Raw genomic sequence first — 21,765 nt, forward strand, 5'->3', positions numbered from 1 at the left:
CCGGCGGCGAGGGGCCGCAGCCGCCGCCGCTGCGGCGGGGCGGAGGACCGGCAGACCCCCGACAGCACACCCGAGGAGGCGACGCATATGGCGCGCACGATGGCCGAGAAGGTCTGGGAGGAGCACGTCGTCCGGCGTGCCGACGGCGAGCCCGACCTGCTCTACATCGACCTGCACCTCGTGCACGAGGTGACCAGCCCCCAGGCGTTCGAGGGGCTGCGACTCGCCGGGCGGCAGGTGCGCCGCCCCGACCTCACCGTGGCCACCGAGGACCACAACGTGCCCACGGACACCATCACCGGCCCGATCGCCGACAAGGTGTCGCGCACCCAGATCGAGACGCTGCGCAAGAACGCCTCCGACTTCGGCGTCCGCCTCTTCCCGATGGGCGACCTCGACCAGGGCATCGTGCACGTCGTCGGCCCGCAGCTGGGGCTCACCCAGCCGGGCATGACCGTGGTCTGCGGCGACAGCCACACCAGCACGCACGGCGCGTTCGGCGCGCTCGCCTTCGGCATCGGCACCAGCCAGGTGGAGCACGTGCTCGCCACCCAGACGCTGCCGATGGCGCCGTTCAAGACGATGGCGGTCACCGTCGAGGGCTCGCTCAAGCCGGGCGTCACCGCCAAGGACATCATCCTCGCCGTCATCGCCCAGATCGGCACCGGCGGCGGCCAGGGCTACGTCATCGAGTACCGCGGGCAGGCCATCCGCGAGCTGTCGATGGAAGCCCGGATGACCGTGTGCAACATGTCGATCGAGGCCGGCGCCCGGGCCGGCATGATCGCTCCCGATGAGACCACCTTCGCCTACGTCAAGGGCCGCCCGCACGCGCCGGCCGGCGCCGACTGGGACGCTGCCGTCGCCCACTGGGAGAGCCTCCGCACCGACCAGGGCGCCGAGTTCGACCGCGAGGTCGTGATCGACGCCGACGCGCTCAGCCCGTTCGTCACCTGGGGCACCAACCCCGGCCAGGGAGTTCCGCTGGACGCGCCGGTGCCCGACCCGGAGGCGATGGCGGACCCGTCGGCGCGCGCGGCCGCCGAGAAGGCCCTGGCCTACATGGACCTGGCGCCCGGCACGCCGATGCGCGACATCGCCGTGGACACCGTCTTCCTCGGCTCCTGCACCAACGGCCGGATCGAGGACCTGCGCGCCGCGGCCGAGGTCATCCGCGGCCGCACGGTCGCCGACGGCGTGCGGATGCTCGTGGTGCCCGGCTCGATGCGGGTCAAGGAGCAGGCCAACGAGGAAGGCCTCGGCGAGGTCTTCACCGCGGCCGGCGCCGAGTGGCGCGAGGCGGGCTGCTCGATGTGCCTGGGCATGAACCCCGACCAGCTGGCCCCCGGCGAGCGCAGCGCCTCCACCTCGAACCGCAACTTCGAGGGGCGCCAGGGCAAGGGCGGCCGCACCCACCTGGTGTCGCCGCTGGTCGCCGCGGCAACGGCGGTGCGGGGCACGCTGTCCTCGCCGGCCGACCTGTGACACCGGCACCACCCACGACCGCGGAGAACGGAGAACGAGGAGCCATGGAGCAGTTCACCGTCCACACCGGCCGCGCCGCACCGCTGCGCGCCGGCAACGTGGACACCGACCAGATCATCCCTGCGGTCTACCTCAAGCGGGTGGCCCGGACCGGGTTCGAGGACGGCCTGTTCGCCGCCTGGCGCGCCAACGACCCCGCCTTCGTGCTGAACAAGCCGGAGTACACCGGGGCGAGCGTGCTCATCGCCGGTCCCGACTTCGGCACCGGCTCCTCCCGCGAGCACGCGGTGTGGGCGCTGCAGGACTACGGCTTCAAGGCCGTCATCTCGCCGCGGTTCGGCGACATCTTCCGCGGCAACGCGCTCAAGGGCGGCCTGCTCGCCGTCGTGCTGCCCGCCGAGGCCGTCGAGCGGCTCTGGGCGGCCGTGGAGGCGGACCCCGCCGCCGAGGTGACCGTCGACCTGGTCGAGCGCGAGGTCCGCGGCCCCGGCGTGCAGGAGCCCTTCGAGCTGGACGACTACTCCCGCTGGCGGCTCATGGAAGGCCTGGACGACATCGCGCTCACGCTGCGCGAGACCGATGCGATCGACGCCTTCGAGAACCGGCGGCAGCCGTGGCTCCCGGTGACCCGCTAGGGCGTGGTCGGCGGGCGGCGTCCGCAGGACGGCTGTCCGCCGACCACGCCGGCGGCCCCGGTCCGGCGGGGCGCGCCGCGGGCGCGCCCTCCGGGCCGGGCGGGGCGGACGGCGCCGGACCGCGGTCGCGGCCGGAGCCGGACACCCCCGACCCGCACCGCAGTGCCGGCCCGGAGGGGGCCTCCGGGCCCGCGGAGCACGCCGACGCGCCCGGCCGGGGGTCCTGCGGCGGAGAATCCGGTGCCGCCCGCGGGTCGTCCGACAAAACCGCGGCCTCAGGGGCCGCCAGCCCTCACGACACGGGCACCGATGTGGCCGACGAGGACGCCGAAGAGCGCCGTGACGCCGATTTTTACCTTGATTTGGCGGAGCGGCTGCGCGAGGCGCACCGGCGCGCGGAGGCGCTGCCGGAGGGTGTCCGGATTCCGGTTATTCGTCGACTTCTGGCCGTGACGGAATCGGTCAAAAGGGATGCCGCTCGCGGTTCTGAGCGTCTCGACCGCATGCTTGAGGAGATCTCTGCGCAGGTCGATGACGACTCGACACGCTGAAATCTCAGGGTGTTGTGTTTGTGCGGAAGCCCTCCGGTCCCCTAATTTCGTGCGAGCAAGGGGGAACCGGAGGAACCAATGAACAAGCGTGACCTGATCGACGCGATCTCTGACCGTTTGGGCGACAAGAAAACCGCGACCGAGGCGGTCAACGCCGTGTTGGAGACCATCCAGAAGACCGTCGCCGCCGGCGACAAGGTCGCCATCACCGGGTTCGGTGTGTTCGAAAAGGCCGAGCGTGCCGCCCGGACCGCCCGCAATCCCGCCACTGGCGAAGCGATCAATGTCCCTGCCAGCTACGTCCCGAAGTTCCGGGCCGGAGCCGACTTCAAGGACATGGTCAACAACAAGAAGAAGTAGCAGACCCGGCCCTGTGCCGACTGCGCCGACCGCCCGGTCCGCCCTCAGCGGGCCGGGCGATCGTCATGTCCGGCCCCGGACGCCGGCTGTGCGGACGCCGGCTGTGCGGGCGCCGGGAGGGCCGGGGCGGATGCCGTCAGGCGGTGCGGCGGCAGGGGCCGGCCGCGGCGGCAGCGGTGTGCGGGCCCAGGCCGAGTTCGGCGGCCGCCGCAAGGTCGGCCGCGGTGTCGACGTCGCGGCGCAGCCCGGCCAGCCCGGAGCCGCCGATCTCGGCGGCGCCGCGGCTGCGGTGGCGCAGCCGGGAGCCGCCCTCGAACGCCGGGGCGAAGTCCCCGGCCGACGCGGCGGCGTACAGCGTCGTCCCGATCCCGGCGGCGTCGGCGGCGAACGCCTGCGCGTCCTGCCCGGCCTCGGCCAGCGCCACGGCGGGCTCCTGCGGGCGCAGCGCCGGCAGGTCCGCCGACAGCGCGGCAACGCCGTGACCCGGCCGGCGCAGGGCGGCGGCTGCGGCGCCGTGCCGCAGCGCCGGGTTGAGGCCCCCGTCCGGCTCGCCGTCGAGCGGCACCGCACCCAGCTCGGACAGCGCCCGCTGCGCCTCCGGATCGGCGGTCACGGCGAACACGGCGCCTACGGCCGGGCACGCCGCGGCAGCCAGCACCGTGTCGCGGGCGAAGGCGAGCGCGAGGGACCGGCGCACGCCGGGGTCGGCCGCAAGCCGGGTCTTCGCCCGCTCCAGCCGCTTGACGGGCACCAGCAGCGACCAGGTCCCCTCCACCGGCTCTCCCCCCGCTCAGCCCCTTCGGCGGTGCCCCGCCGGGCGCGCCCAATCATAGGGCGGGGCGTCCCGCGGCGCCGGAGGCCCATGCCCCCCACGCGACGTGGGTGATCGCGCACTCCGCCTAAACTGGACCGATCGCAGTCGTAGGGCCGCCCCCCTCGGCCCGGGCACCGAACGTCCAGGGGGCGATTCCGGAGGAAGCAGCAGTGGCCAAGCAACGCGAGTCGCGGTGGGTCAAGGTCGTCGTGGCCTCCATCGTCCGGCCGATCATGACGGCGCTCACGCGGGCGGAGTGGTCGGGCACGGAGAACATCCCGCGCTCCGGAGGGTTCATCCTGGCCGCGAACCACCTGTCGATGGCCGACCCGCTCACCATCGCCCACTACCTGTACGTCGGCGGGCGCCGCTGGCCCACCTTCACCATGAAGGACGGCGTCATGCGCATCCCGGTGGTCAAGTCGGTGGCCCGCGCGACCGGGCAGATCCCGGTCAAGCGCGGCAGCGCGGAGGCGGTCAAGGCCCTCGGCGAGGCCGAGAAGGCGCTGGTGGAGGACGGCAGCTCGGTCATCTTCTACCCCGAGGGCACGGTCACCCGCGACCCCGAGCTGTGGCCCATGGTCGGCAAGACCGGAATCGCCCGGCTGGCGCTGAGCACCGGCGTCCCGGTCATCCCGCTGGCGCACTGGGGCGAGCACAAGCTGCTCGAATACGGCACCAACAAGCTGAGCCTGTTCCCGCGCAAGCGGGTGCAGATGCTGGCCGGCCCGCCGGTCGACCTGTCCGCATGGCTGGACCAGCCGATGACCGCGACCGCGCTCTCCGAGGCCACCTCCGCGATCATGGCCGACATCACCGCCCTGCAGGCGCAGATCCGCGGCGGAGAGCCGCCGGCGGTGCCCTTCGACCCGAAGAAGGCCCGCGCGGCCGCCGCCGAAGCCGCTGGGGATGCCGACCCGGCCGCGCCCGTCGAAGCGCCGGAGACCGCAGACCGGGCCGCGCCGAACGGCAGTGCCCCCGACGCCGCCGCGCCGGAGCCCGCCGGCGAGCAGGGAACCGGGGACGGCGCCGCGAAGGGCGCTCCGCAGGGCGGCGCAGCGAAGAGTCCCGAGGAGGGCACCGGATGACCAAGGTCGCGATCATGGGCGGCGGGTCCTGGGGCACCGCGTTCGCCAACGTGGTGGCGGACGCCGGCGCCGCCGACGCGGTCCTCTACACCCGGCGGCCCGAGGTCGCGGCTGCGGTGAACGGCCAGCACGCCAACGCCGACTACCTGCCCGGCATCGAGCTCAACCCGGCGCTCACCGCCACCGCCGATCCGGCCGAGGCGCTGGACGGCGCCGCGTTCGCCGTGATGGCCGTGCCCTCCCAGACGCTGCGCGCGAACCTGCAGGCGTGGCGGAGCCACCTGGCGCCCGGCGCCGTCGTGGTCAGCCTGATGAAGGGCGTCGAGCTCGGCACCAGCCTGCGGATGAGCGAGGTGGTCGCCGAAGAGCTCGACCTGCCCGCCGACCGCGTCGCCGTGCTGACCGGCCCCAACCTCGCCCGCGAGATCGCCGAGCGGCAGCCGGCCACGGCCGTCGTGGCCTGCCCGCACGAGGCCTCGGCCGTCCGCTTCCAGCACCTGTGCAAGTCCCCGTACTTCCGGCCGTACAGCAGCACCGACCTGGTCGGGGCGGAGCTCGGCGGCGCGGTGAAGAACGTGATTGCCCTGGCCGTCGGCGTCGCCACCGGCATGGGACTGGGCGACAACGCGAAGGCGGCGCTCATCACCCGCGGCCTCGCCGAGACCGTGCGCCTCGCCGTCGCCCTCGGCGCCGACGAGCACACCCTGGCCGGCCTCGCCGGCATGGGCGACCTCGTCGCCACCTGCAGCTCGCCGCTGTCGCGCAACCGCACCTTCGGCGAACGGCTCGGCTCCGGCCTGAGCGTGGACGAGGCGGCCGCGGAGATGAAGCAGACCGTGGAGGGCGTCAAGTCCTCGGAGTCGGTGCTCGCGCTCGCCCGCAAGCACGGCGTGGACATGCCCATCACCGAGGTCGTCGTGCAGATGATGCACCACGACCTCAGTCCCGCCGAGGCCACCGTCATGCTCATGTCGCGGAGCGCCAAGCCGGAGCGGTACGGGGTCGGCTCCCAGGACGGCTCCGCCTGATGGCCGCCGGCGACGGCGCGGAGCGGGAGCCCGGCGAGGCCACCCGCGCGCTCAACCTGCCCTCCGGCCCGCCGCTCGGCGAGCGGCCGTTCCGTCCGCCGGTGCACCGGAGCACGACGTGGGCGTTCGACACCTCGCAGGACTACGCCGACGTGCTCGACGGGGCACGGCCCGGCTACTCCTACGCGCGCATCGACAACCCGACCGCGGCGGCCTTCGCGTCCGCGCTCGCCGCGCTGGAGGGCGCCGGCGTGCCCGGCGAGGTCCGCGGCGAGGCGTTCGCCTCCGGGATGGCCGCCATCTCCACCGCGGTGCTGGCGCTGGCCGGCGCGGGCGCGCATGTCGTCGCCGCCCGGTCGATCTACGGCAACACCTACTCGCTGCTGGACGGGCTGCTGCGCCGGTTCGGGGTGGACACCGACTTCGTCGACGGCACCGACACCGCAGCCGTGCGCGCCGCGCTGCGGCCGGAGACCCGGCTGGTCTTCACCGAGACGCTGTCCAACCCGGCGATGCTCGTGGCCGACCTGCCCGAGCTCGCCGAGGCGGCGCACGCGGCGGGCGCGCTCCTGGTGGTCGACTCCACCTTCGCCTCGCCCGCGGTGTGCCGCCCCCTCGAGCACGGGGCCGACCTGGTGGTGCACTCGGCCACCAAGTACATCGGCGGCCACAGCGACGCCACCGGGGGAGCGGTCGTGGGGCGCGGCGAGCCGATGGCCGCGGTGCGATCGGCGCGGATCGACCTCGGCACCCACCTCGCCCCCGACGAGGCCTACCTGCTGCACCGCGGCCTGGAGACGCTGCCACTGCGCGTCGGCCGGCAGTGCGCCAGCGCAGCCGAGTTCGCCGCGGCGCTGGCGGACCACCCGGCGGTGCAGCGCGTGGACCACCCCTCGCTGGCCGGCCATCCCGGGCACGCGCTGGCGCGCACGCTGTTCGACGGCGGCCGCGCGGGCGCCGTCGTCACGGTGGCGCCGCGCGGCGGCCGGGAGGCGGGAATGGCGTTCGCCGACGGACTGCGGGTGGCGTCGGTCGCCGCTTCGCTGGGCGGCACCCACACCCTGGCCGGGCACGTGGCCTCCACCACGCACCGCCAGATGGGCGATGCGGAACTGGATGCAGCGGGCATCGCCCTCAGCGCGGTGCGGTTCTCGATCGGCCTTGAAGACCCCGCGGACCTGATCGCCGACGCCCGCGCGGCGCTGGACCGCCTGGGGTGAACGGCCCGGGCGCCGGCCGCCGGGGCCCGGAGGCGATCACCGAGAGTGGCGTGATAGGGGCGGCAGAGTCGGGAATGCCGCTGCGGCCCCGAATGGCGGTTCTGCAGAGAAAGCACAGCGAGATAGGGTCAGGAACCATGGCCGAGCAGCGTAGAGTCCGCGTCGCCGTCATCTTCGGCGGACGCAGTTCCGAACACGAGATCAGCTGCGTCACCGCGGGGAGCGTACTCTCCGTTATCGACCGCGAGCGCTACGAGGTCGTGCCGATCGGCATCACCCGGGACGGCGCCTGGGTCCTCGCCGACTCCGCCGCGGACCGGCTCGCCATCGGCGCGGACAAGGCGCTGCCGACCGTGGACACCGCGGCCGCCGGCGGCGCGCAGCTCGCGCTGCCCTTCGACGCGGGCACTGCCAACGACCTGATGGTGCTCGCCCCGGACGCGGTGCCGGCCCGGTTGGGCGAGGTCGACGTCGTGCTGCCGCTGCTGCACGGCCCGTTCGGCGAAGACGGAACCATCCAGGGCCTGTTCGAGATGATGGGCGTGCGCTACGCGGGCGCCGGCGTCTTCGCCAGCGCCGCCTCCATGGACAAGGTCTTCATGAAGGCCATGTTCCAGGCGAACGCCATCCCCACCGGCCCGTTCGTGGCCGTGCCCGACCGCGCCTGGCACACCGAGCGCAAGCGGGTCCTGGACGACATCGCCGCGCTCGGCGCCGCCGTCTTCGTGAAGCCGGCCCGCGCCGGCAGCAGCGTCGGCATCGCGCGGGTGTCCGACTCGGCCGACACCGACGCCGTGGTCGCCGCGATCGAGGCCGCCCGGGAGCACGATCCGAAGGTCATCGTCGAGGCCGCCATCTCCGGCCGCGAGGTCGAGTGCGGCGTGCTGGAGGCGGCCGACGGCGGCGCTCCGGAGGCGTCGCTGCCCGCTGAGATCCATGTCGCCGAGGGCTTCGACTTCTACGACTTCGAGGCGAAGTACCTCTCCTCGAGCAGCCTCACGATCCCGGCGGACCTGCCCGAGGCGACGACCGAGCGGATCCGCGCCATGGCGGTGCGCACGTTCGAGGCGCTCGGCTGCGAAGGCCTGGCCCGGGTCGACTTCTTCGCCGCCGACGACGGCGAGGTCTACGTCAACGAGATCAACACGATGCCGGGGTTCACGCCGAGTTCGGCCTTCCCCAAGATGTGGGAGGCCACCGGTATCGGCTACGCCGGCCTCATCGAGCGCCTCATCGAGACGGCGCTCAACCGGGGCGCCGGACTGCGCTGACTTCGGCTGCGGGAGGGCTCAGCTTCCCGCGGCACCGGGCGGACCGGCGGGCGCGGCAGGCGGCCCGCCGGCCGGCTGCCGCGGGGCCGCAGCCGGCAGCAGGCGCCGGGTGAGGATGGTGCCGCCCGCGGTGGCCGCGGGGAACACCGCGACCGCGACGAACGGGATCGCCAGCAGCAGGTAGGCCGGAACGGCGAAGCCGACCACCAGGGACTTGCGGGTGCGCATCGCCCGCTGGCGGTCGCCGAGGCGGCGCATCCCGCGCCGGTCGAACGCGGTGCCCACCAGCTCCAGCCCGAGCATCCATCCGCCGAACAGGGCGGTCAGCACCGGGATCACGGTCTGCCCGACGACGGGGATGAACCCGGCGACGAATAGCGGAACCGTCCCGAGCGCGGTGAGTAGCACGACGGCGATGGTCTGGCGCACCGACCGCGCGGCCGAGGCGGCGAACGACTCGTCGGCCTCCGGCGGGGCGTCGCCGAGTTCATGCTCGACGTTCTCGGCGATGAGGTCGTACAGCGGCGCCCCGATCGCCAGCGTCAGGCTGGTGAAGGCGATGACCATCAGCATGACGGAGCCGAGCACCATGACCGCGCCGGCAGCCAGGCGCGCCGTCGCCTGCCAGGCGCCGGTCCAGTCGTCCGCGAACGGCGTGGCCCAGGCAGCGAGCCCCTCGATACTGGTGAACAGCGCGACCAGTGCCGCAACGAACAGGATGGACGTAACGAGCGGCGGCAGCGCACCGAGGAAGAACAGCTTCGGCCGGCGGAGGACCATCCCCGCCCCGCGCAGCAGGATCCCGGCACCGGAGAACGCATCGCGCACGACTGAGCTCATGGGCCTGGAGCCTACTGCCCCGAACGGACACCTCCGCCCCACTCCGGCCGTTCCGGTCCGCGTTCGCCCCCCCCCGCGCGCCCGCTGCGCGGCGGCGGACGCCGCCGGGCCGGCGTGCCGGGCCGCCGCGGCTCCGCTCCGCCGGGCGGCACGGGGCCGCTGCGCCGCAGAGGCGGCGGCCGGGCGGCCCCTGGTGGCGCGGGAGGGGGTGCCGCGATGCGCCCCGGCGGCTCGCGGTGGCCGCCTCCGCGCCTGCGGTGTCCACAGGCGGAGCGGGGCGGCGCCGTCCACAGATGGGAGGTCCGGTCTCGCGCTGCGGGCCGGAGCGGCGTCAACTGGATGCATGTCCGACCTGTCACGCGTCCGGGAGCTCGCCGAGAGCCAGCACGGAGTGGTCTCCCGCGACCAGGCCCGCAGCCTCGGTGTGAGCCAGGGGGCGATCGACCGCTGCCTGCGGTCGCGCGGCTGGACGCGGATCCGCCCCGCCATCTACCACGTACGCGAAGGGCCGCCCCCGCTCGCGGCCCGGGCCAAGGCCCTGCAGCTGTTCTACGGCCCGCGCGCGGTCGCTGTGGGGCCGACTGCGGCGCGCCTGTGGGGTCTGCAGGGGCAGATCGCCGGCTCCGCCGCCGAGGACGTCCATCTGGCCCTGAGCGGCCGCACCTCCACTGCCGCCGGCCTCCGCCTGCACAACTGGGACATCCCGCCCGGGGAGATCGCGGTCCGCCGCGGGATCCGGCTCAGCAGCCCGGGCCGCACCCTGCGCGACACCGGGGTGCTGGGGGACCGGTTCTCCGCGGTGAGCACCATCGATTCGGCCCTGCACCAGGGGCTGGTGGCGGCCGAAGACCTCCCCGCCCTGCTGGCGGCCAACACCGGGAGGCCCGGCTCCCGCCGGACCCGGGCGTGGTGGGACGAGGCCGACGGCCGCGCCGAGAGCACCTTCGAGACCCGGCTCCGGCTGCTGTGCCGGGACCACGGCGTCGCCCCCGAAGAGCTGCAGTATCCCGTCTACGGGCCCGGCGGCACGCTGGCCGGCCGCGCCGACCTGGCCTGGCCGTCCTGGGGCGTCGTCGCCGAGGCCGACGGGGCCGGGCCGCACGCCCTGCCCGCCGCCCTCTTCGCCGACCGCGGCCGGCAGAACCGGATCGCCGCCGGCAGCCAGCGCCTCACGCTCCTCCGCTTCACCTGGAGCGACCTGGGCCACCCGCACCAGATCGCCGACCTGGTCCGCTCCGCCCGCGACGCCCGGCACCACTCCAGCCTCTCCGGTGCCGCCCGGCCCACCCTGCCCGACTTCACCTACGGAAGCAGCCCATGAACGCCTTCCTGCGCACCGTCCATCTGCTGACCCGGCCGAGCCGCACCTTCGACGCCGGCGCCAGACCGCCGGCTCCGCGGCGGCCCGGTCCGAGGCCGGCCGCGCCGGCCCGCGCCGCACGCTCCGGTCCCCGATCCGGCGGCCCTCGCCCGGAGATCCGGCGCAGGCCCCGGGCGCCGGACCGCCGGAGGCTGCTGTCCGCGTCCCACCGGGCGGCTGCCCCGCCTCTGGCAGCGCTGCCGGTCCACTCGCAACGCCGGCGCGCGGTCCGCGGCGGGTCAGGGCTGCGGGGGCAGGAACGGGCTCGGCGTGCCGTGCCAGCTGACAGCGAGGCGTTCGCGGGCACGGGTGCAGGCCACGTAGAGCAGGGAGCGCTGGGCGTCGAGGTCGGAGCGGTGCTGGTTCTCGTCCAGGCCGGCGCTTGTCACGTGCTCCATCAGCGGCAGCGCAGACGCGGTGGCGCCGGTCACCGCCACCGCGCGGAACTCCAGGCCCTTCACCCCGTGCATCGTCGTGACCCGCACTCCGGCCGTCCGCTCGTCGACGGCATGCCGGCCGGGGTGGAAGATCACCGCGGGCACCGAGCGGGCGCGCAGGTGCGCCGCAACGGCGTCCCGGCCGCGCTGGGTCCGCGCCGTCACGCACACGTCGGCGGGCGCGATGCCGTCGGCCAGCCACCGCCGCACCCGCTCGGCGACGGCGTCCAGTTCGGCCGGCTCGTCGGGTGCCGCGACCATCTCCGGGCGCGGGCCGCTCAGCACGCAGCGCGCGGCGCCCGGCGGCTCCGGGGCAGTGTCGCCCAGCTCCAGCGCCGGGCGGCCCGCCATGATGGCGTCCGCCCAGGTGAGGATCTCCTCGGTCGTGCGGTAGTTGACGCGCAACGGGAAGGACCGGCCCACCACGTTGATGCCGAGCCGGCGGAACGACACCGTGTTGTCGTAGATGCGCTGCCGGTTGTCGCCCGCGATGAACAGGTCGTCCGGCCCGGGCGGCGCCGCGGCACGCAGCGTGCGCCACTGGGCCGGATGCAGGTCCTGGGCTTCGTCGACCACGATGTTGGAGTAGGGCTTGGCGGTGCGCTCGCCCAGCAGCCGGGCGGCTTCGGCGTGCAGCTCCTCGGCGGCGAGGGCGCGCCCGGCGCGCATCCGGGCGCGGGCGTCGCTGATGGCGTGCCACACGGCGCGCCGCTCGGCCGTGCCGAGGCGGGTGCTGCGGCCGCGCCGGGCATCCGGGCCGAGGTAGCCCTCCAGGGTCGCAATGCCCTGCGCCATCACCACGTGCCGGTACTCCGCGTACAGCAGGTCCGGCGGATAGGGCAGCCGGTGCTGGCGGGCCACGTTGGCGAACAGCCCGCGGGTGTCGGTGCGCAGCCGCACGTCGGGATGGACCTCCCGAACCACGTCCAGCGCCAGCTTGTCCGTGGTGACCACGTCCACATCGGCCAGCAGTTCGGCCGGGAGCAGCTGCGCGAGGTCCCGCTTGAGCGACTCCACCAGTGCGTTGGTGAAGCTGGTCAGCAGGATCCGGCCGTCCAGCGGCAGGTGCTCGGCGAGATGCTTCACCCGGTGCAGCGCCACCACGGTCTTGCCGGTGCCCGGGCCGCCCGACACCTTGGCCGGGCCGGCGAACCGCGGCCGGTAGGCCAGGTCGCGCTGCTTGGGATGCAGGAACACCCGCCATGCGGCGAATTCGCCGGCGAGTACGTCCTCCACTTCCTGGTCGTCGCCGACCACCATCACCCGGTCCCGGGTGTTCCGGATGGCCGCGTCGTAGTCGTCGGTGCGCACCGCGCCCGACTGCGGCCGCCGCGGCGCCACGACCTCCTCCAGCACGCGGCGCACCGAGTGCCCGCCTGCCAGCGCCGCGAGCACTTCGTACTGGTCTTGGGGCAGGGCCGGGCGCCAGGCGCGCAGCTCCGCGGCGCTGCCCAGGCCGCGGCAGAAGGCCCGCACCTGCGGGTCCACCCCCAGCCGTGCCAGGTCCGTGTCGGACACGGCGTCGAAGGGGCCCTCCGCGGCGGTCCCGGGCGGTGCGGCGGGTGCGGGCGCGCGCCGGCCGGTGTCCGGTACCGCTGCGGCCGGTGCGGGGGCGGAGGCGGCTGTGTTCGCGGCGGGGCGCGCTTCCCGGGCTTCAGCGGGGGGAACGGCGGGCCCGGAGGCGCGTGCCGCGGGCTCCGGGGGCGCGCTCGCGCCGCCCCCGCCTAGCGCTGCTGCGTCGCGCCGCTCCAGGGTGCCCATCACCCGGTTGACGTCGTGCCGCTGATCGGCCGCCCACCCCTCGGCGCGGTCCCGCGGCAGCAGGTGGACGAGCAGGAACGTCTCGCCCGACTCGGGGGCGAGCATCACCCCGGTCCATGCGTCGCTGATGCGGAAGGTCCGCAGCCGCGGATCCTGGCCGTGGGCCAGCTCGCGGATCCGCAGGTCGGGGTGGCGGCGCAGCGCCTCCCACGGAAGCTCGCGGAATTTCCGCGTCACCTCCCGCAACCGCTCGCGGGTCTCCCCGTCGAGCTTCTCGTACTGGGCCAGGCACGCCGCATCGACCGCCAGCCGGGCCATCGGCCTCCTCCCGTTGGGGACGCTCCCCCTTTCCTATCCCGCCGCACCGACATTCCACCCCTTCCGTCCGGATCGGGACGCGCGCCGTACTCGGGACTCCCGCGCCGCGACCGGCCCGCCCCCACCCGCCCGAGGCCCTGCCCGCCGCCGCTCTTCCGCGGGCTCCACCGGCACCGGGCTGCGGCAGCCTGCGGCCGCACTCGCCCACCCGGCAGGCGGACCCCGCCACTCGGCCACCCCGGTTCCGCGCCGCTCGGCGGAGGGCCGGCCGTCTTCGTGGGGGAGCCGGCGTTTTCCGTGCCTTTCGAATTCTGCGCTGCGCCGGCCGGAACGGCCGCCCCGTAGAGAACAGCAGCAACAGCAAGGACTCGATAGCGAACCGGAATCGGCCAGTGTGCGTCTGCCCGGGCGAGGAGAGGAACGGGGGTGGCGGATGCGGCTGCGCAGCCGCGGGCGGGAGCGCCGGGGCAGTTTGGCGCCGGGCTTGCGGTATTTGAGAGCATCGGGTCGTGTTCCGCGGGCGGGCCGCGGCGTGACCGGAATGGGTGCTGCGCGGCCGGGAATTCCGGAGAACTGAGCCGATTGATATCGGTCGTGGCCGTTTGATGCGAAGAGGTGGGAATGTCTGATCAGGGCGGGCGCCGTGCGCGGGAGCAGAGTTCCCGCGGACGGCTCTGGACCCACCTGGTCGGCTACCTCGGCTGGGGGCTGCTGTCGATCGGTGCCACGGTGCTGCAGAACGCGCCCGACCTCCTCGACTGGCTGCCGACCGAGGCGATCTGGGGCCTGGTCGTCGTCGGCGCGCTGGCGCAGCTGCCGTTCGTCGCGCGCGACGTCCTGCAGCGGAGCGACCCCGGGGAGGTGCCCGACTCCTTCTGGAGCGAGGGCCGCGGCGACAACCTGATCCTTCCGGAACAGAACTTCGTCGGCTACGCCGCGCAGCTCCGCAGGCTGAACCACCTCTTCGCCAGGTTCGCCCGCACCGGCGTCCGCGGCGCCCTGGACGGTCTGCGCTGGTGGCGGCTGCCCGGCCCGCAGATGCCGCCGCTCGCGGTCGTCGTGACGGGCGCGCCCGGCACCGGCAAGAGCCAACTGGCCAACCTGGTGGCGCGGGAGAGCGCGGACCGCTTCCCGGACGGCGTGCGCTGGGTCGACCTCGCCACCGGCACCGCCGCCGACGAGGACCCCGGACCGGAGGACGCGCCTGAGGGCGGCCCTGCGGACGGTTCCGGGGACGGCCCGGGCGGCGCAGCGCCCGCAGCCGGCGGCCCCGGAGGCCGCGGCCCGGAAGCCGCTCCCGCCAACGGGAGCCCGGGACCCGGCGCCGCGGTCCCGGCGCAGCGGGGACCGGACGGCACCGCCGTCCCCGGCGAGCCGGACGCCGCGGCCGCTGCCGGGGCCCAGCCCGCCGCTGGAGCGGCACCGCAGGGACGCCCCTTCCCCTGGCTGCGCATGCCCGATGTGTTCCCGCGCCGGCTGCGCCGGCTCGCCGCCAACGGCGGTGCCGAGGAGGGCGCGGACCCCGCCGAAGAGGCGCCCGCCCCGTCGGCGCCCCGCCTGCGCTCCGTCCAGGCGCTGCTGGAGGAGCTGCTCGGCGCGTCCGGCGACACCCCTCGCGGCCCGCGCCGCCACCTGGAGGAGGCGTGGCGCGGCCGCACCGCGGGCCGCCGCCTGCTGCTGGTGCTGGAGAACGCGGAGGACCCCGCGCAGGTGGAGCCGCTCCTGCCGAACAGCCCGGGAAGCGCCGTACTGATCACCGCCCGCCGCCCGTTCCACGGCGCCGGCTTCGACTCCACCGAGGTGCACCTCACCGGTCTCACCACCGACGAAGGCGTCGACCTGCTCAACCGCATCGCGGGCGAGCCTGCGGCGGGGGACGCGGGCAGCGCGGAGCGCTCCGCGCGGCAGGCCATCGCCGCGCACTGCGGCGGCCTGCCGCTCGCACTGCAGATGTGCGGCCGCCGGCTCGCCTCACGGGCCGGCGAGGACGCGCAGGAGCTCCTCGGCAAGCTCCAGGGCGACCACGCCGAACCGCTGCTCGACCCCACCGGCTTCCCCGCGTCGTTCCTGTCCGTGTTCCGGCTGTGCGGGGACGACGCCCGCCGGCTGCTCCACCGGATGGCCGCCTCCGGGCTGCGCGAGGTCACCGACTCCGCTGCGGCGGCACTGCTCGACGCCGAACTGCACCGGGCCGGCGCGGTGCTGCAGGAGCTCATCGACCTTTCGCTGCTGGAGCGGCTCGGTCAGGCCGACGACGGCCTGCAGCGGTACCGGATGCACCGGCTCGTCCTCGAAACGATGGTGGTGCTCCAGCCCGCCGACCTCGGCATCGCGCCCGAGGAGGCGCGCGCGGAGTGGAGCGGTCCGGCCCGCGCCGCGGCCGCCCGGCGCCTGGTCGCCGCCTACGCGTGGCTGGCGCAGCAGGCAGCGGCGGAGCTGCACCCGGGCGATTCGGGCTTCCCCGACCCGCCGCTGTCCGGTGATGACCCGGAGCCGATGGCCGCGCGCCTCGGCCTGGTCGCGCCGGAGCGCCCGCAGGAGTGGCTGCACCGCGAGCGGGAGGTGCTGCTCGGCTGCGTGTGGCTGGCGGCCGACAGCGGCTGTCCCGGCGAGGCGTGGCGCCTCGCGCGCGCCGTCACCGACATGTGCCAGGTTCTGCGCACGCACTGGGAGGAGTGGGACCAGGCGGTCGAGGCGCAGCTGGCCCTCGCCTACGGCGCGGCCGACGCCCAGGCGCTCGGTATGGCGCTGCTCGACGCCTCCGAGCTGTCCGGGGCGCGCGGCCAGTACCGGCCCGGTGCCGCCTACGCCCACAAGGCGCGGCTGGCGTTCTCCGAACTCGGCTCCGACGAGCGGTGGGAGGCGCGGGCGCTGCGTGCCCAGGGCGTCTGCGAGCAGCGCTGGGGCGACCTGACCGAGGCCCGCGAGCACCTGGAGTACGCCGAGCAGGCCCTGCAGCGCGCGGGTGAGCGGTGGTGGCGGGCGCGGGCTCTGGGCAACCTGGCCGAACTCCACGCCGACCTCGGCCACAGCGACCGGGCGGCCGCGCTCTACGGCGAGGCCGCAGCGGTGTTCACCTCCGAGGGCGACGCCCAGCAGGCCGACCTGATGGCGGTGATGCTCGCCGAAGTCTTTGCCGACAAGGGCTGCGACCTGCGCGCCTGGATCATGCTGGAGCCGCTGCTGGACCAGTTCCGCGACCAGCGGCGGCTCTGGTACGCGGCGCAGTGCCTGCGCGTGCTCGGCGGCCTCAACGGTGAGCGGCTGCGGTTCCAGGCCGACGAGGTGGCCAGCCTCCTGCAGCGGCTCAACCGGGTGGAGCTGCGCACCCAGGCCGACGAGCACGCGGCGCGCACCCGCCCGCTGCCACCGGTGGAGCGGCGCCGCGCCGAGGAGCGCGTCGCGGAACGGGAACGCCTCTCCGCCGAGCTTGCGGAGCGGCTCGGCGGCGAAGCGGGGGCCGACGCAGTCCGTGCCGCCTTCGCGTCGCGCAGCACGCGGGCCGGCCTCCGCGAGGCGCGCCGGTCCTGGACCCCGGCCCGGCGCGTGGCCCGGCTGGAGGCCGCGGTCCGCATGATGCACCGGATGGGCGACGAGTGGGGGGTGGCGCGCACCCAGGTCACCCTGGGCCGGGTACTGGTGCGCGAGCGCGACTTCGACGCCGCCGAGACCGCCTTCTTCGCCGGTGCCGGCGCTTTCGAGCGGCTCAGCGACGCCGGCCAGCGCACCGGCGAGCGCGGCGACAAGCGGTGGGAGGCACGCACCCACCACGCGGCGGCGGAGGAGGTCCTCGCCGCCGTGGCCACCCGGGACGGAGGCCCGGAAGCGACGGTGCAGCGCCGCTTCGCCCGTCCGGTCCGGCTGGGCCTGGCGCATGCCCGGCGCGCCGAAGAGCTCTATGCGGAGCGCGGCAACCACCGCGGCCGGGTCGCCGTCCTCATCCTGACCGCCCGCCTGATGTGGGTCGACGGCGCCGACCGCGGCTTCGTCCTCAGCCGCCTCGACGCCGCCGCCGCCGAGGCCGCCCGGCACTCGCTGCGCGAACTCCACGCCACCGCCACCGCCCTCCGCGTCCGTTTCGCCACCGACCACCCCGACATCGCGCGGATCTGGCAGATCCACTAGGGCGTGTGTGGTGGATCTTGGTTCTCGGGTCTGTGGCTCGCAACGCCGGTGTACAACCGGTATATGAGCCGCAGATTCGAGCTCACTGACTAAGAGTGGGACCTGATCCGACCTCTGCTGCCCCCGGGCACACCCCAGCGTGGAGGCCGCTGGCGCGATCACCGCCAGGTCCTCAACGCCATCATCTACCGCACCCGTACCGGTATCGCCTGGCGCGACCTGCCCGAACGCTACGGACCCTGGAGCACGGCCCAGCACCGGCTCCAACGCTGGGAGACCGACGGCACCTGGGCCCGCATCGAGCAGCACCTCATCGACACCGACAAGGACACCGACCTGGACGCCCAGATCGACTCCACCGTCGTGCGTGCCCACCAGCACGCCGCAGGAGCACGAAAAAGGGGAAGCGTGCCGAGGACTCAGGTGCGCAGACAGCCAGACCGGGCCACTCCCCGCACCGACCAGGGCGCCGCTGTCTCCAGCCCGCGCGCCCGGGTCCGTCCACCGCTCCGCCTCGCCGCGGGACCCGAAGACCGGGGGCCGAGTCGGGAAAGACGCGGTGGAGCCCGAAGGGCCCCGACCACTCGGGCAGCGTAGTGGCCCCCGGTCACCCGCGCCGATGCTCCGCCGCGGCCGGACCCGTACCCGCTCGCACACCACCACCCCGCCAACAGACACCGGCCAACAACAGGCCCCAGCAGGCAGCCCCCGCGCCGAAGCAGCCCTTCCCGCGGATCACGCCGCGCCCGTGCATCGAGCGCGGACGCCCGACACCACCCGAGCCCAGCACGGGCCCGAGCGCCGCCTCGACGCCTTCCGGTCATGCACGCCAACACGCGCCAGCACCCCCGATACGCCAGCCCCCACACGAGCCAGGCAACGGGAGAGAAACCATCTGCCCGAGAATGCACCGAAGGGCTTTCGACCTGCACAGAAACCGAAGGGGTAGCGGTTTGGTGTCTTCAGGCTCCGGCGAGAAGAGAGACCGGTACAGCATCCGTCCGATGAGAAAAGGCACTGATGAAGCGCATCATCGCAGTCTTCGCCCTGACCGCCGCCGCTGCCCTGGCAGCCTCATCCCCCGCAACGGCCGACACCCTTCAAGAATGCGCCCTTAAAGGCGGCATCTCCCTGCCCACGGGTTGCTACATCCCTGGGGGCGGACCTGAACTGACGCCCTAAGGAACGCCGCCCGGCCGTTGGCCGCTGGAAACCTAGCGGCCAACGGCACCCTTCACGCCGCAGACCTTCACCACCCGCCACGGGCACCCATCCCGCGGAGCCCGGCCGCGGCCGCCGGCTACCCCCCGCCGCAGTCACCCTTCCCCGCCGCTCAACCGGGACGGCAGCCACGACCGGACACCGCCCACCGGCGAAGGCCCAACTGCAGCGGAGGACACGCCGGGGGCAAGGCAGCGAGCCACACCGAGACCAGGGACCAGCCCGTATCGCACCCTGAAGCAGCACGTATCTTTACCAACCTGTGCCCAGGCACCGCGACGCTGCGTGATCTCGTGTTTGTACAGGTCAGTGCGGCGCGGAATCGGCTCTCCGCGCAGGGTCCGTAGGGGGAGGACCTCTTCTGCTTAGGCGGGGTATGCAGGGGTCCCGTTGCCGTGTCCGATCTCCCGGCATGTGTCCCCCGCCCTCGCCCCGCGGCCAGCCCGCCTCCGGTCGCCCCGCCGGGCCCCCTGCCAGCCTCGCCGTCGCCGCCGCTTTTACGCCTGTCCGACGCACTGAACGCCAGAACGCCGGCCGCCGAGAGGCGGGAGCCTTCGGTCCCAGCCGCCCCAGCCCCGTGATCAGCAGAGACTCTGGTCGCGCAAGGTCCTTGAAGCGGCGGGACAGAGTCGATAAGGCTGCCGGCGACGTCGCCCATGCTGCAATGCCTGCACCCCAACCCCGCGCCCCCGATGCCCCGCCGGTCGCCTGAGGACCCGGGCGCCCGTGCCGTTCACCGTGCGGCCGAGCGGCGCCGGGGCGGGCGGATCGACGTGCCCGCTGCCGGTTGGCGCGACGTCCGCCCGGCCGCTCGTCTGCCGCGGGCTTGACTCGGACGCGACGTCAGAGACTTCTCTGGGCGCATGCCGCTTATCGTCTCCCGCTACCTCGCGTCACACCTGCTGAGCCTGCTCGGCAACGGGATCGCGGCGGTGGCGCTGCCCCTGATCGTGCTGCAGTCGACCGGAAGCCCGCTGGGCATGTCGGCGCTGGCAGCCTCCTCCGCTGTTCCGTCGCTGCTGGTCGGCCTGCTCGGCGGGGTGGTGATCGACCGGATCAACCGCCGCACGGCGTCGGTCGTCTCCGACGTCATCTCGGCGGCGTCGATCGCCGCGCTGCCGCTGGTCGACATGGTGTGGGGGTTGAACCTGGGGTGGTTCATCCTGCTCGGCATCATCGGCGCGTTCGGCGACGTGCCCGGGATGACCGCACGCGAAGTGCTCGCACCGATGGTGGCCCGGCACGCCGGCACCGACCTGGCCCGGCTGGTCGGACTGCGCCAGACGGCCACCTCGCTCGCCCTGGTGCTCGGCCCCGCGGCCGCCGGCGTGCTGCTCGCCGCCCTCGACGCCAGCTCGGTGCTGTGGATCACGGCCGCGACCTCGGCCGCCGCGGCCCTGCTGACGTGGACGCTGCCGCGGCGGCTCGGCGAGGTCGGCACCGGTGCTCCGCGGCGGCCGGTCCTCCGCGAGCTGAGCGAGGGCGTGGGGGTGGTGCTGCGCAGCCGGTTCCTTCTCGGCACGTCGGGACTGGTCGTCGGGCTGGGGGTGGCGGTCGGCGGACTGCAGGGGCTGGTGATGCCGCTCTACTTCGACCTCATCGAACGTCCGGACCTGCTCGGCCTCGTCCTCACGGCGCTGGCGGCCGGCATGCTGTGCGGTGCGGCGCTGTACAGCGCCGCCGGGCGCCGCCTGCCCACGCGCGCGTGGCTCTGGGCCGGTTTCACCGCGACCACCGCGGGCTTCCTGCTGATGGCCTCGCTGCTCACCCCGGCAGCGGTGTTCGCCGGCGCCGCCGCGCTGGGCCTGGGCAACTCCGTGGTCGGCGCGGTGGTCGGGGTGCTGCAGGTGGAGCGGACCCCCAGCGAGGTCCGCGGCCGGGTGTTCAGCGTGCGGACCTCCCTGATGACCATCGCCGCTCCGGTGGGCATCGGACTGGCCGGAGTGGCGGCGGAGTACGGGTCTGCGGCCCTGGCGGGGTACAGCGTCACCGCCGTCTGGGTCCTTGTCCTGGCAGCCGTGCTGGTCTCGCGCGCCCTGGGCGCCCCCGCCCCCGGCGCGGCCCCCGGCCCCGAAGAGCGCTCCGATCCGGCGGCCGGCGAAGCAGTGCCCTAGAGCGGGTGGGCGATCCACCCCAGACGCCCCGGGTCCTGCTCATCGGGTAGGGGCGGATCCCGAGGCCGGATCCGGATGGCGGCGGCGCGGCGGTCCCGTCGGAGCTCGGGGCCCGCTTGTGCGGCGGGGGCGACCGCCCGGTCGTGTCTGAGCGGGTCGGCGGAGCGTTCCGCGGTGGTGCGGCCCCGGCGGGCGGCTTGCGCCGGCGGCCGTCCCGCCGGTCTGCGACTGGGCGATGGCCGCGGCGAGGCTGCCAGGACACACCGCCGCGCAGGCAGTTCGGAAACCCGACCCCGGGGAACCGGCCGGAGCAGGGGGCCGCCGGAACCGGCCTCGCGGGGAGTGGGCGGGCCGGTAGGGTCGGGGATGTGAGTCGACGCCACTCTTTGCCGCGGGCCGCAGGGGCGGCCGCCGTGCTGGCGGCTGTGCCGACCGGGTGGGTCTTGGCGCGCAGCGCCGGCCGGCGGTACGGCGACCCCTCCGACGTGCCCCGCCGCCCCGTCGCCCTGGTCCTCGGCGCCGCGATGTGGCCGCAGGGGCCGTCGCCGCTGCTGGCGCGCCGCCTCGATCTGGCCGCGCGGCTGCACGGGCTCGGACTGGTCCGGACCGTGCTGGTCTCCGGCGACAACCGCGACGTCTCCCGGTACGAGACCGATGGCATGGCCCGGTACCTCGCCGAGTCCGGCGTGCCGGAGTCCGCCATCGCCGCCGACCCCTACGGCTACCGCACCTGGGACAGCTGCGTGCGTGCCCGCCGCGTCTACGGCGTCACCGCCGCCGTGGTGGTCACCCAGGCGTTCCACCTGCCGCGCTCGGTCGCGCTGGCCCGCGCCGCCGGGATCGACGCCGTCGGCCTGGGCGACCGCAGCTCCCGGGCCCGGTCGCGCTCCACCGCCTTCGGGGCCCTGCGCGAGGTCGCAGCCAACGGCAAGGCGCTGCGCGACGTCGTGCTGCAGCGCGCTCCCGTCGTCGACAGTCCGGCGCTCGGCGACGCCGGCGCGCTGGGCGCGCCCGCTGCCGGCTCCGGCGCACCCCCGGAGCCCGCAGGCGCGTCCGGTCCCTCCCGGAGCAGCGCCGCCGCCCAGCCTGCCGCAACCGCCTGACACCGCCCTCCCCGCCCTCTCGGGGGAGGAGAGG

The 21,765-nt window shown here is 74.8% G+C and carries 16 protein-coding genes; 13 read left to right on the forward strand and 3 right to left on the reverse strand.

The genetic code is table 11. From position 1 onward, the window contains the following. Window positions 1-87: 87 nt before the first annotated feature. The 4 genes from leuC (at window position 88) to ACYVGT_RS18440 (ending at window position 3,031) form a co-directional block, all read left to right on the forward strand. Window positions 88-1,485 carry a 3-isopropylmalate dehydratase large subunit gene (gene leuC, locus ACYVGT_RS18425; protein ID WP_460859975.1) on the forward strand — a complete coding sequence of 466 codons (1,398 nt, stop codon included), beginning with the start codon at window positions 88-90 and terminating at the stop codon, window positions 1,483-1,485. 44 nt (window positions 1,486-1,529) lie between these two features. Further along, on the forward strand, window positions 1,530-2,120 hold the full coding sequence (gene leuD, locus ACYVGT_RS18430) for a 3-isopropylmalate dehydratase small subunit (RefSeq protein WP_460859976.1): 591 nt from the start codon (window positions 1,530-1,532) through the stop codon (window positions 2,118-2,120). Window positions 2,121-2,431: 311 nt separating this feature from the next. Then, window positions 2,432-2,671: an SCO5555 family protein gene (locus ACYVGT_RS18435; protein ID WP_460859977.1), complete on the forward strand. Its 240-nt coding sequence runs from the start codon at window positions 2,432-2,434 to the stop codon at window positions 2,669-2,671. Window positions 2,672-2,749: 78 nt separating this feature from the next. Then, entirely contained in the window at window positions 2,750-3,031 is a 282-nt protein-coding gene (locus ACYVGT_RS18440; protein WP_460859980.1) for an HU family DNA-binding protein, read from the forward strand. A 136-nt stretch (window positions 3,032-3,167) separates the two neighbouring features. Here ACYVGT_RS18440 and cofC read toward each other — a convergent pair whose 3' ends face one another. Then, window positions 3,168-3,806, reverse strand: a complete 639-nt coding sequence (gene cofC, locus ACYVGT_RS18445; protein ID WP_460859982.1) for a 2-phospho-L-lactate guanylyltransferase — start codon at window positions 3,804-3,806, stop codon at window positions 3,168-3,170. 209 nt (window positions 3,807-4,015) lie between these two features. Here cofC and ACYVGT_RS18450 point away from each other — a divergent pair, with 209 nt between their 5' ends. From ACYVGT_RS18450 to ACYVGT_RS18465, 4 genes are all read left to right on the forward strand, one after another. Continuing rightward, on the forward strand, window positions 4,016-4,933 hold the full coding sequence (locus ACYVGT_RS18450; RefSeq protein WP_460859985.1) for a lysophospholipid acyltransferase family protein: 918 nt from the start codon (window positions 4,016-4,018) through the stop codon (window positions 4,931-4,933). Next, window positions 4,930-5,961, forward strand: a complete 1,032-nt coding sequence (locus ACYVGT_RS18455) for an NAD(P)H-dependent glycerol-3-phosphate dehydrogenase (RefSeq protein WP_460859988.1) — start codon at window positions 4,930-4,932, stop codon at window positions 5,959-5,961. Before ACYVGT_RS18450 ends, ACYVGT_RS18455 begins: the two co-directional genes overlap by 4 nt. Next, the gene (locus tag ACYVGT_RS18460) at window positions 5,961-7,181 is read left to right on the forward strand and encodes a trans-sulfuration enzyme family protein (protein WP_460859991.1); all 1,221 of its coding nucleotides are present in this window, start codon (window positions 5,961-5,963) and stop codon (window positions 7,179-7,181) included. Before ACYVGT_RS18455 ends, ACYVGT_RS18460 begins: the two co-directional genes overlap by 1 nt. A 137-nt stretch (window positions 7,182-7,318) precedes the next feature. Further along, window positions 7,319-8,452, forward strand: a complete 1,134-nt coding sequence (locus tag ACYVGT_RS18465; protein ID WP_460859994.1) for a D-alanine--D-alanine ligase family protein — start codon at window positions 7,319-7,321, stop codon at window positions 8,450-8,452. Between the two features lie 18 nt (window positions 8,453-8,470). Here ACYVGT_RS18465 and ACYVGT_RS18470 read toward each other — a convergent pair whose 3' ends face one another. Further along, a complete protein-coding gene (locus tag ACYVGT_RS18470) occupies window positions 8,471-9,292 on the reverse strand; it encodes an EI24 domain-containing protein (RefSeq protein WP_460859997.1) in 822 nt (273 codons plus the stop codon). A gap of 343 nt (window positions 9,293-9,635) precedes the next feature. Here ACYVGT_RS18470 and ACYVGT_RS18475 point away from each other — a divergent pair, with 343 nt between their 5' ends. After that, the gene (locus ACYVGT_RS18475; RefSeq protein ID WP_460859999.1) at window positions 9,636-10,613 is read left to right on the forward strand and encodes a hypothetical protein; all 978 of its coding nucleotides are present in this window, start codon (window positions 9,636-9,638) and stop codon (window positions 10,611-10,613) included. Between the two features lie 278 nt (window positions 10,614-10,891). Here ACYVGT_RS18475 and ACYVGT_RS18480 read toward each other — a convergent pair whose 3' ends face one another. Then, window positions 10,892-13,168 (reverse strand): UvrD-helicase domain-containing protein, encoded by a 2,277-nt coding sequence (locus ACYVGT_RS18480; RefSeq protein WP_460860001.1) that lies wholly within the window; start codon window positions 13,166-13,168, stop codon window positions 10,892-10,894. Between the two features lie 621 nt (window positions 13,169-13,789). Here ACYVGT_RS18480 and ACYVGT_RS18485 point away from each other — a divergent pair. The 4 genes from ACYVGT_RS18485 to ACYVGT_RS18500 all read left to right on the forward strand — a co-directional run bounded on the left by ACYVGT_RS18485 (window position 13,790) and on the right by ACYVGT_RS18500 (window position 21,731). Then, on the forward strand, window positions 13,790-17,293 hold the full coding sequence (locus ACYVGT_RS18485; RefSeq protein WP_460860002.1) for an NB-ARC domain-containing protein: 3,504 nt from the start codon (window positions 13,790-13,792) through the stop codon (window positions 17,291-17,293). 105 nt (window positions 17,294-17,398) lie between these two features. After that, window positions 17,399-17,890 carry an IS5 family transposase gene (locus ACYVGT_RS18490; protein ID WP_460860023.1) on the forward strand — a complete coding sequence of 164 codons (492 nt, stop codon included), beginning with the start codon at window positions 17,399-17,401 and terminating at the stop codon, window positions 17,888-17,890. Window positions 17,891-19,377: 1,487 nt separating this feature from the next. Continuing rightward, window positions 19,378-20,628, forward strand: a complete 1,251-nt coding sequence (locus ACYVGT_RS18495; protein ID WP_460860004.1) for an MFS transporter — start codon at window positions 19,378-19,380, stop codon at window positions 20,626-20,628. A gap of 368 nt (window positions 20,629-20,996) precedes the next feature. Further along, window positions 20,997-21,731 (forward strand): SanA/YdcF family protein, encoded by a 735-nt coding sequence (locus tag ACYVGT_RS18500; protein WP_460860006.1) that lies wholly within the window; start codon window positions 20,997-20,999, stop codon window positions 21,729-21,731. The last annotated feature ends 34 nt before the right edge of the window (window positions 21,732-21,765 follow it).

The sequence above is a fragment of the Nocardiopsis coralliicola genome (assembly GCF_054779695.1).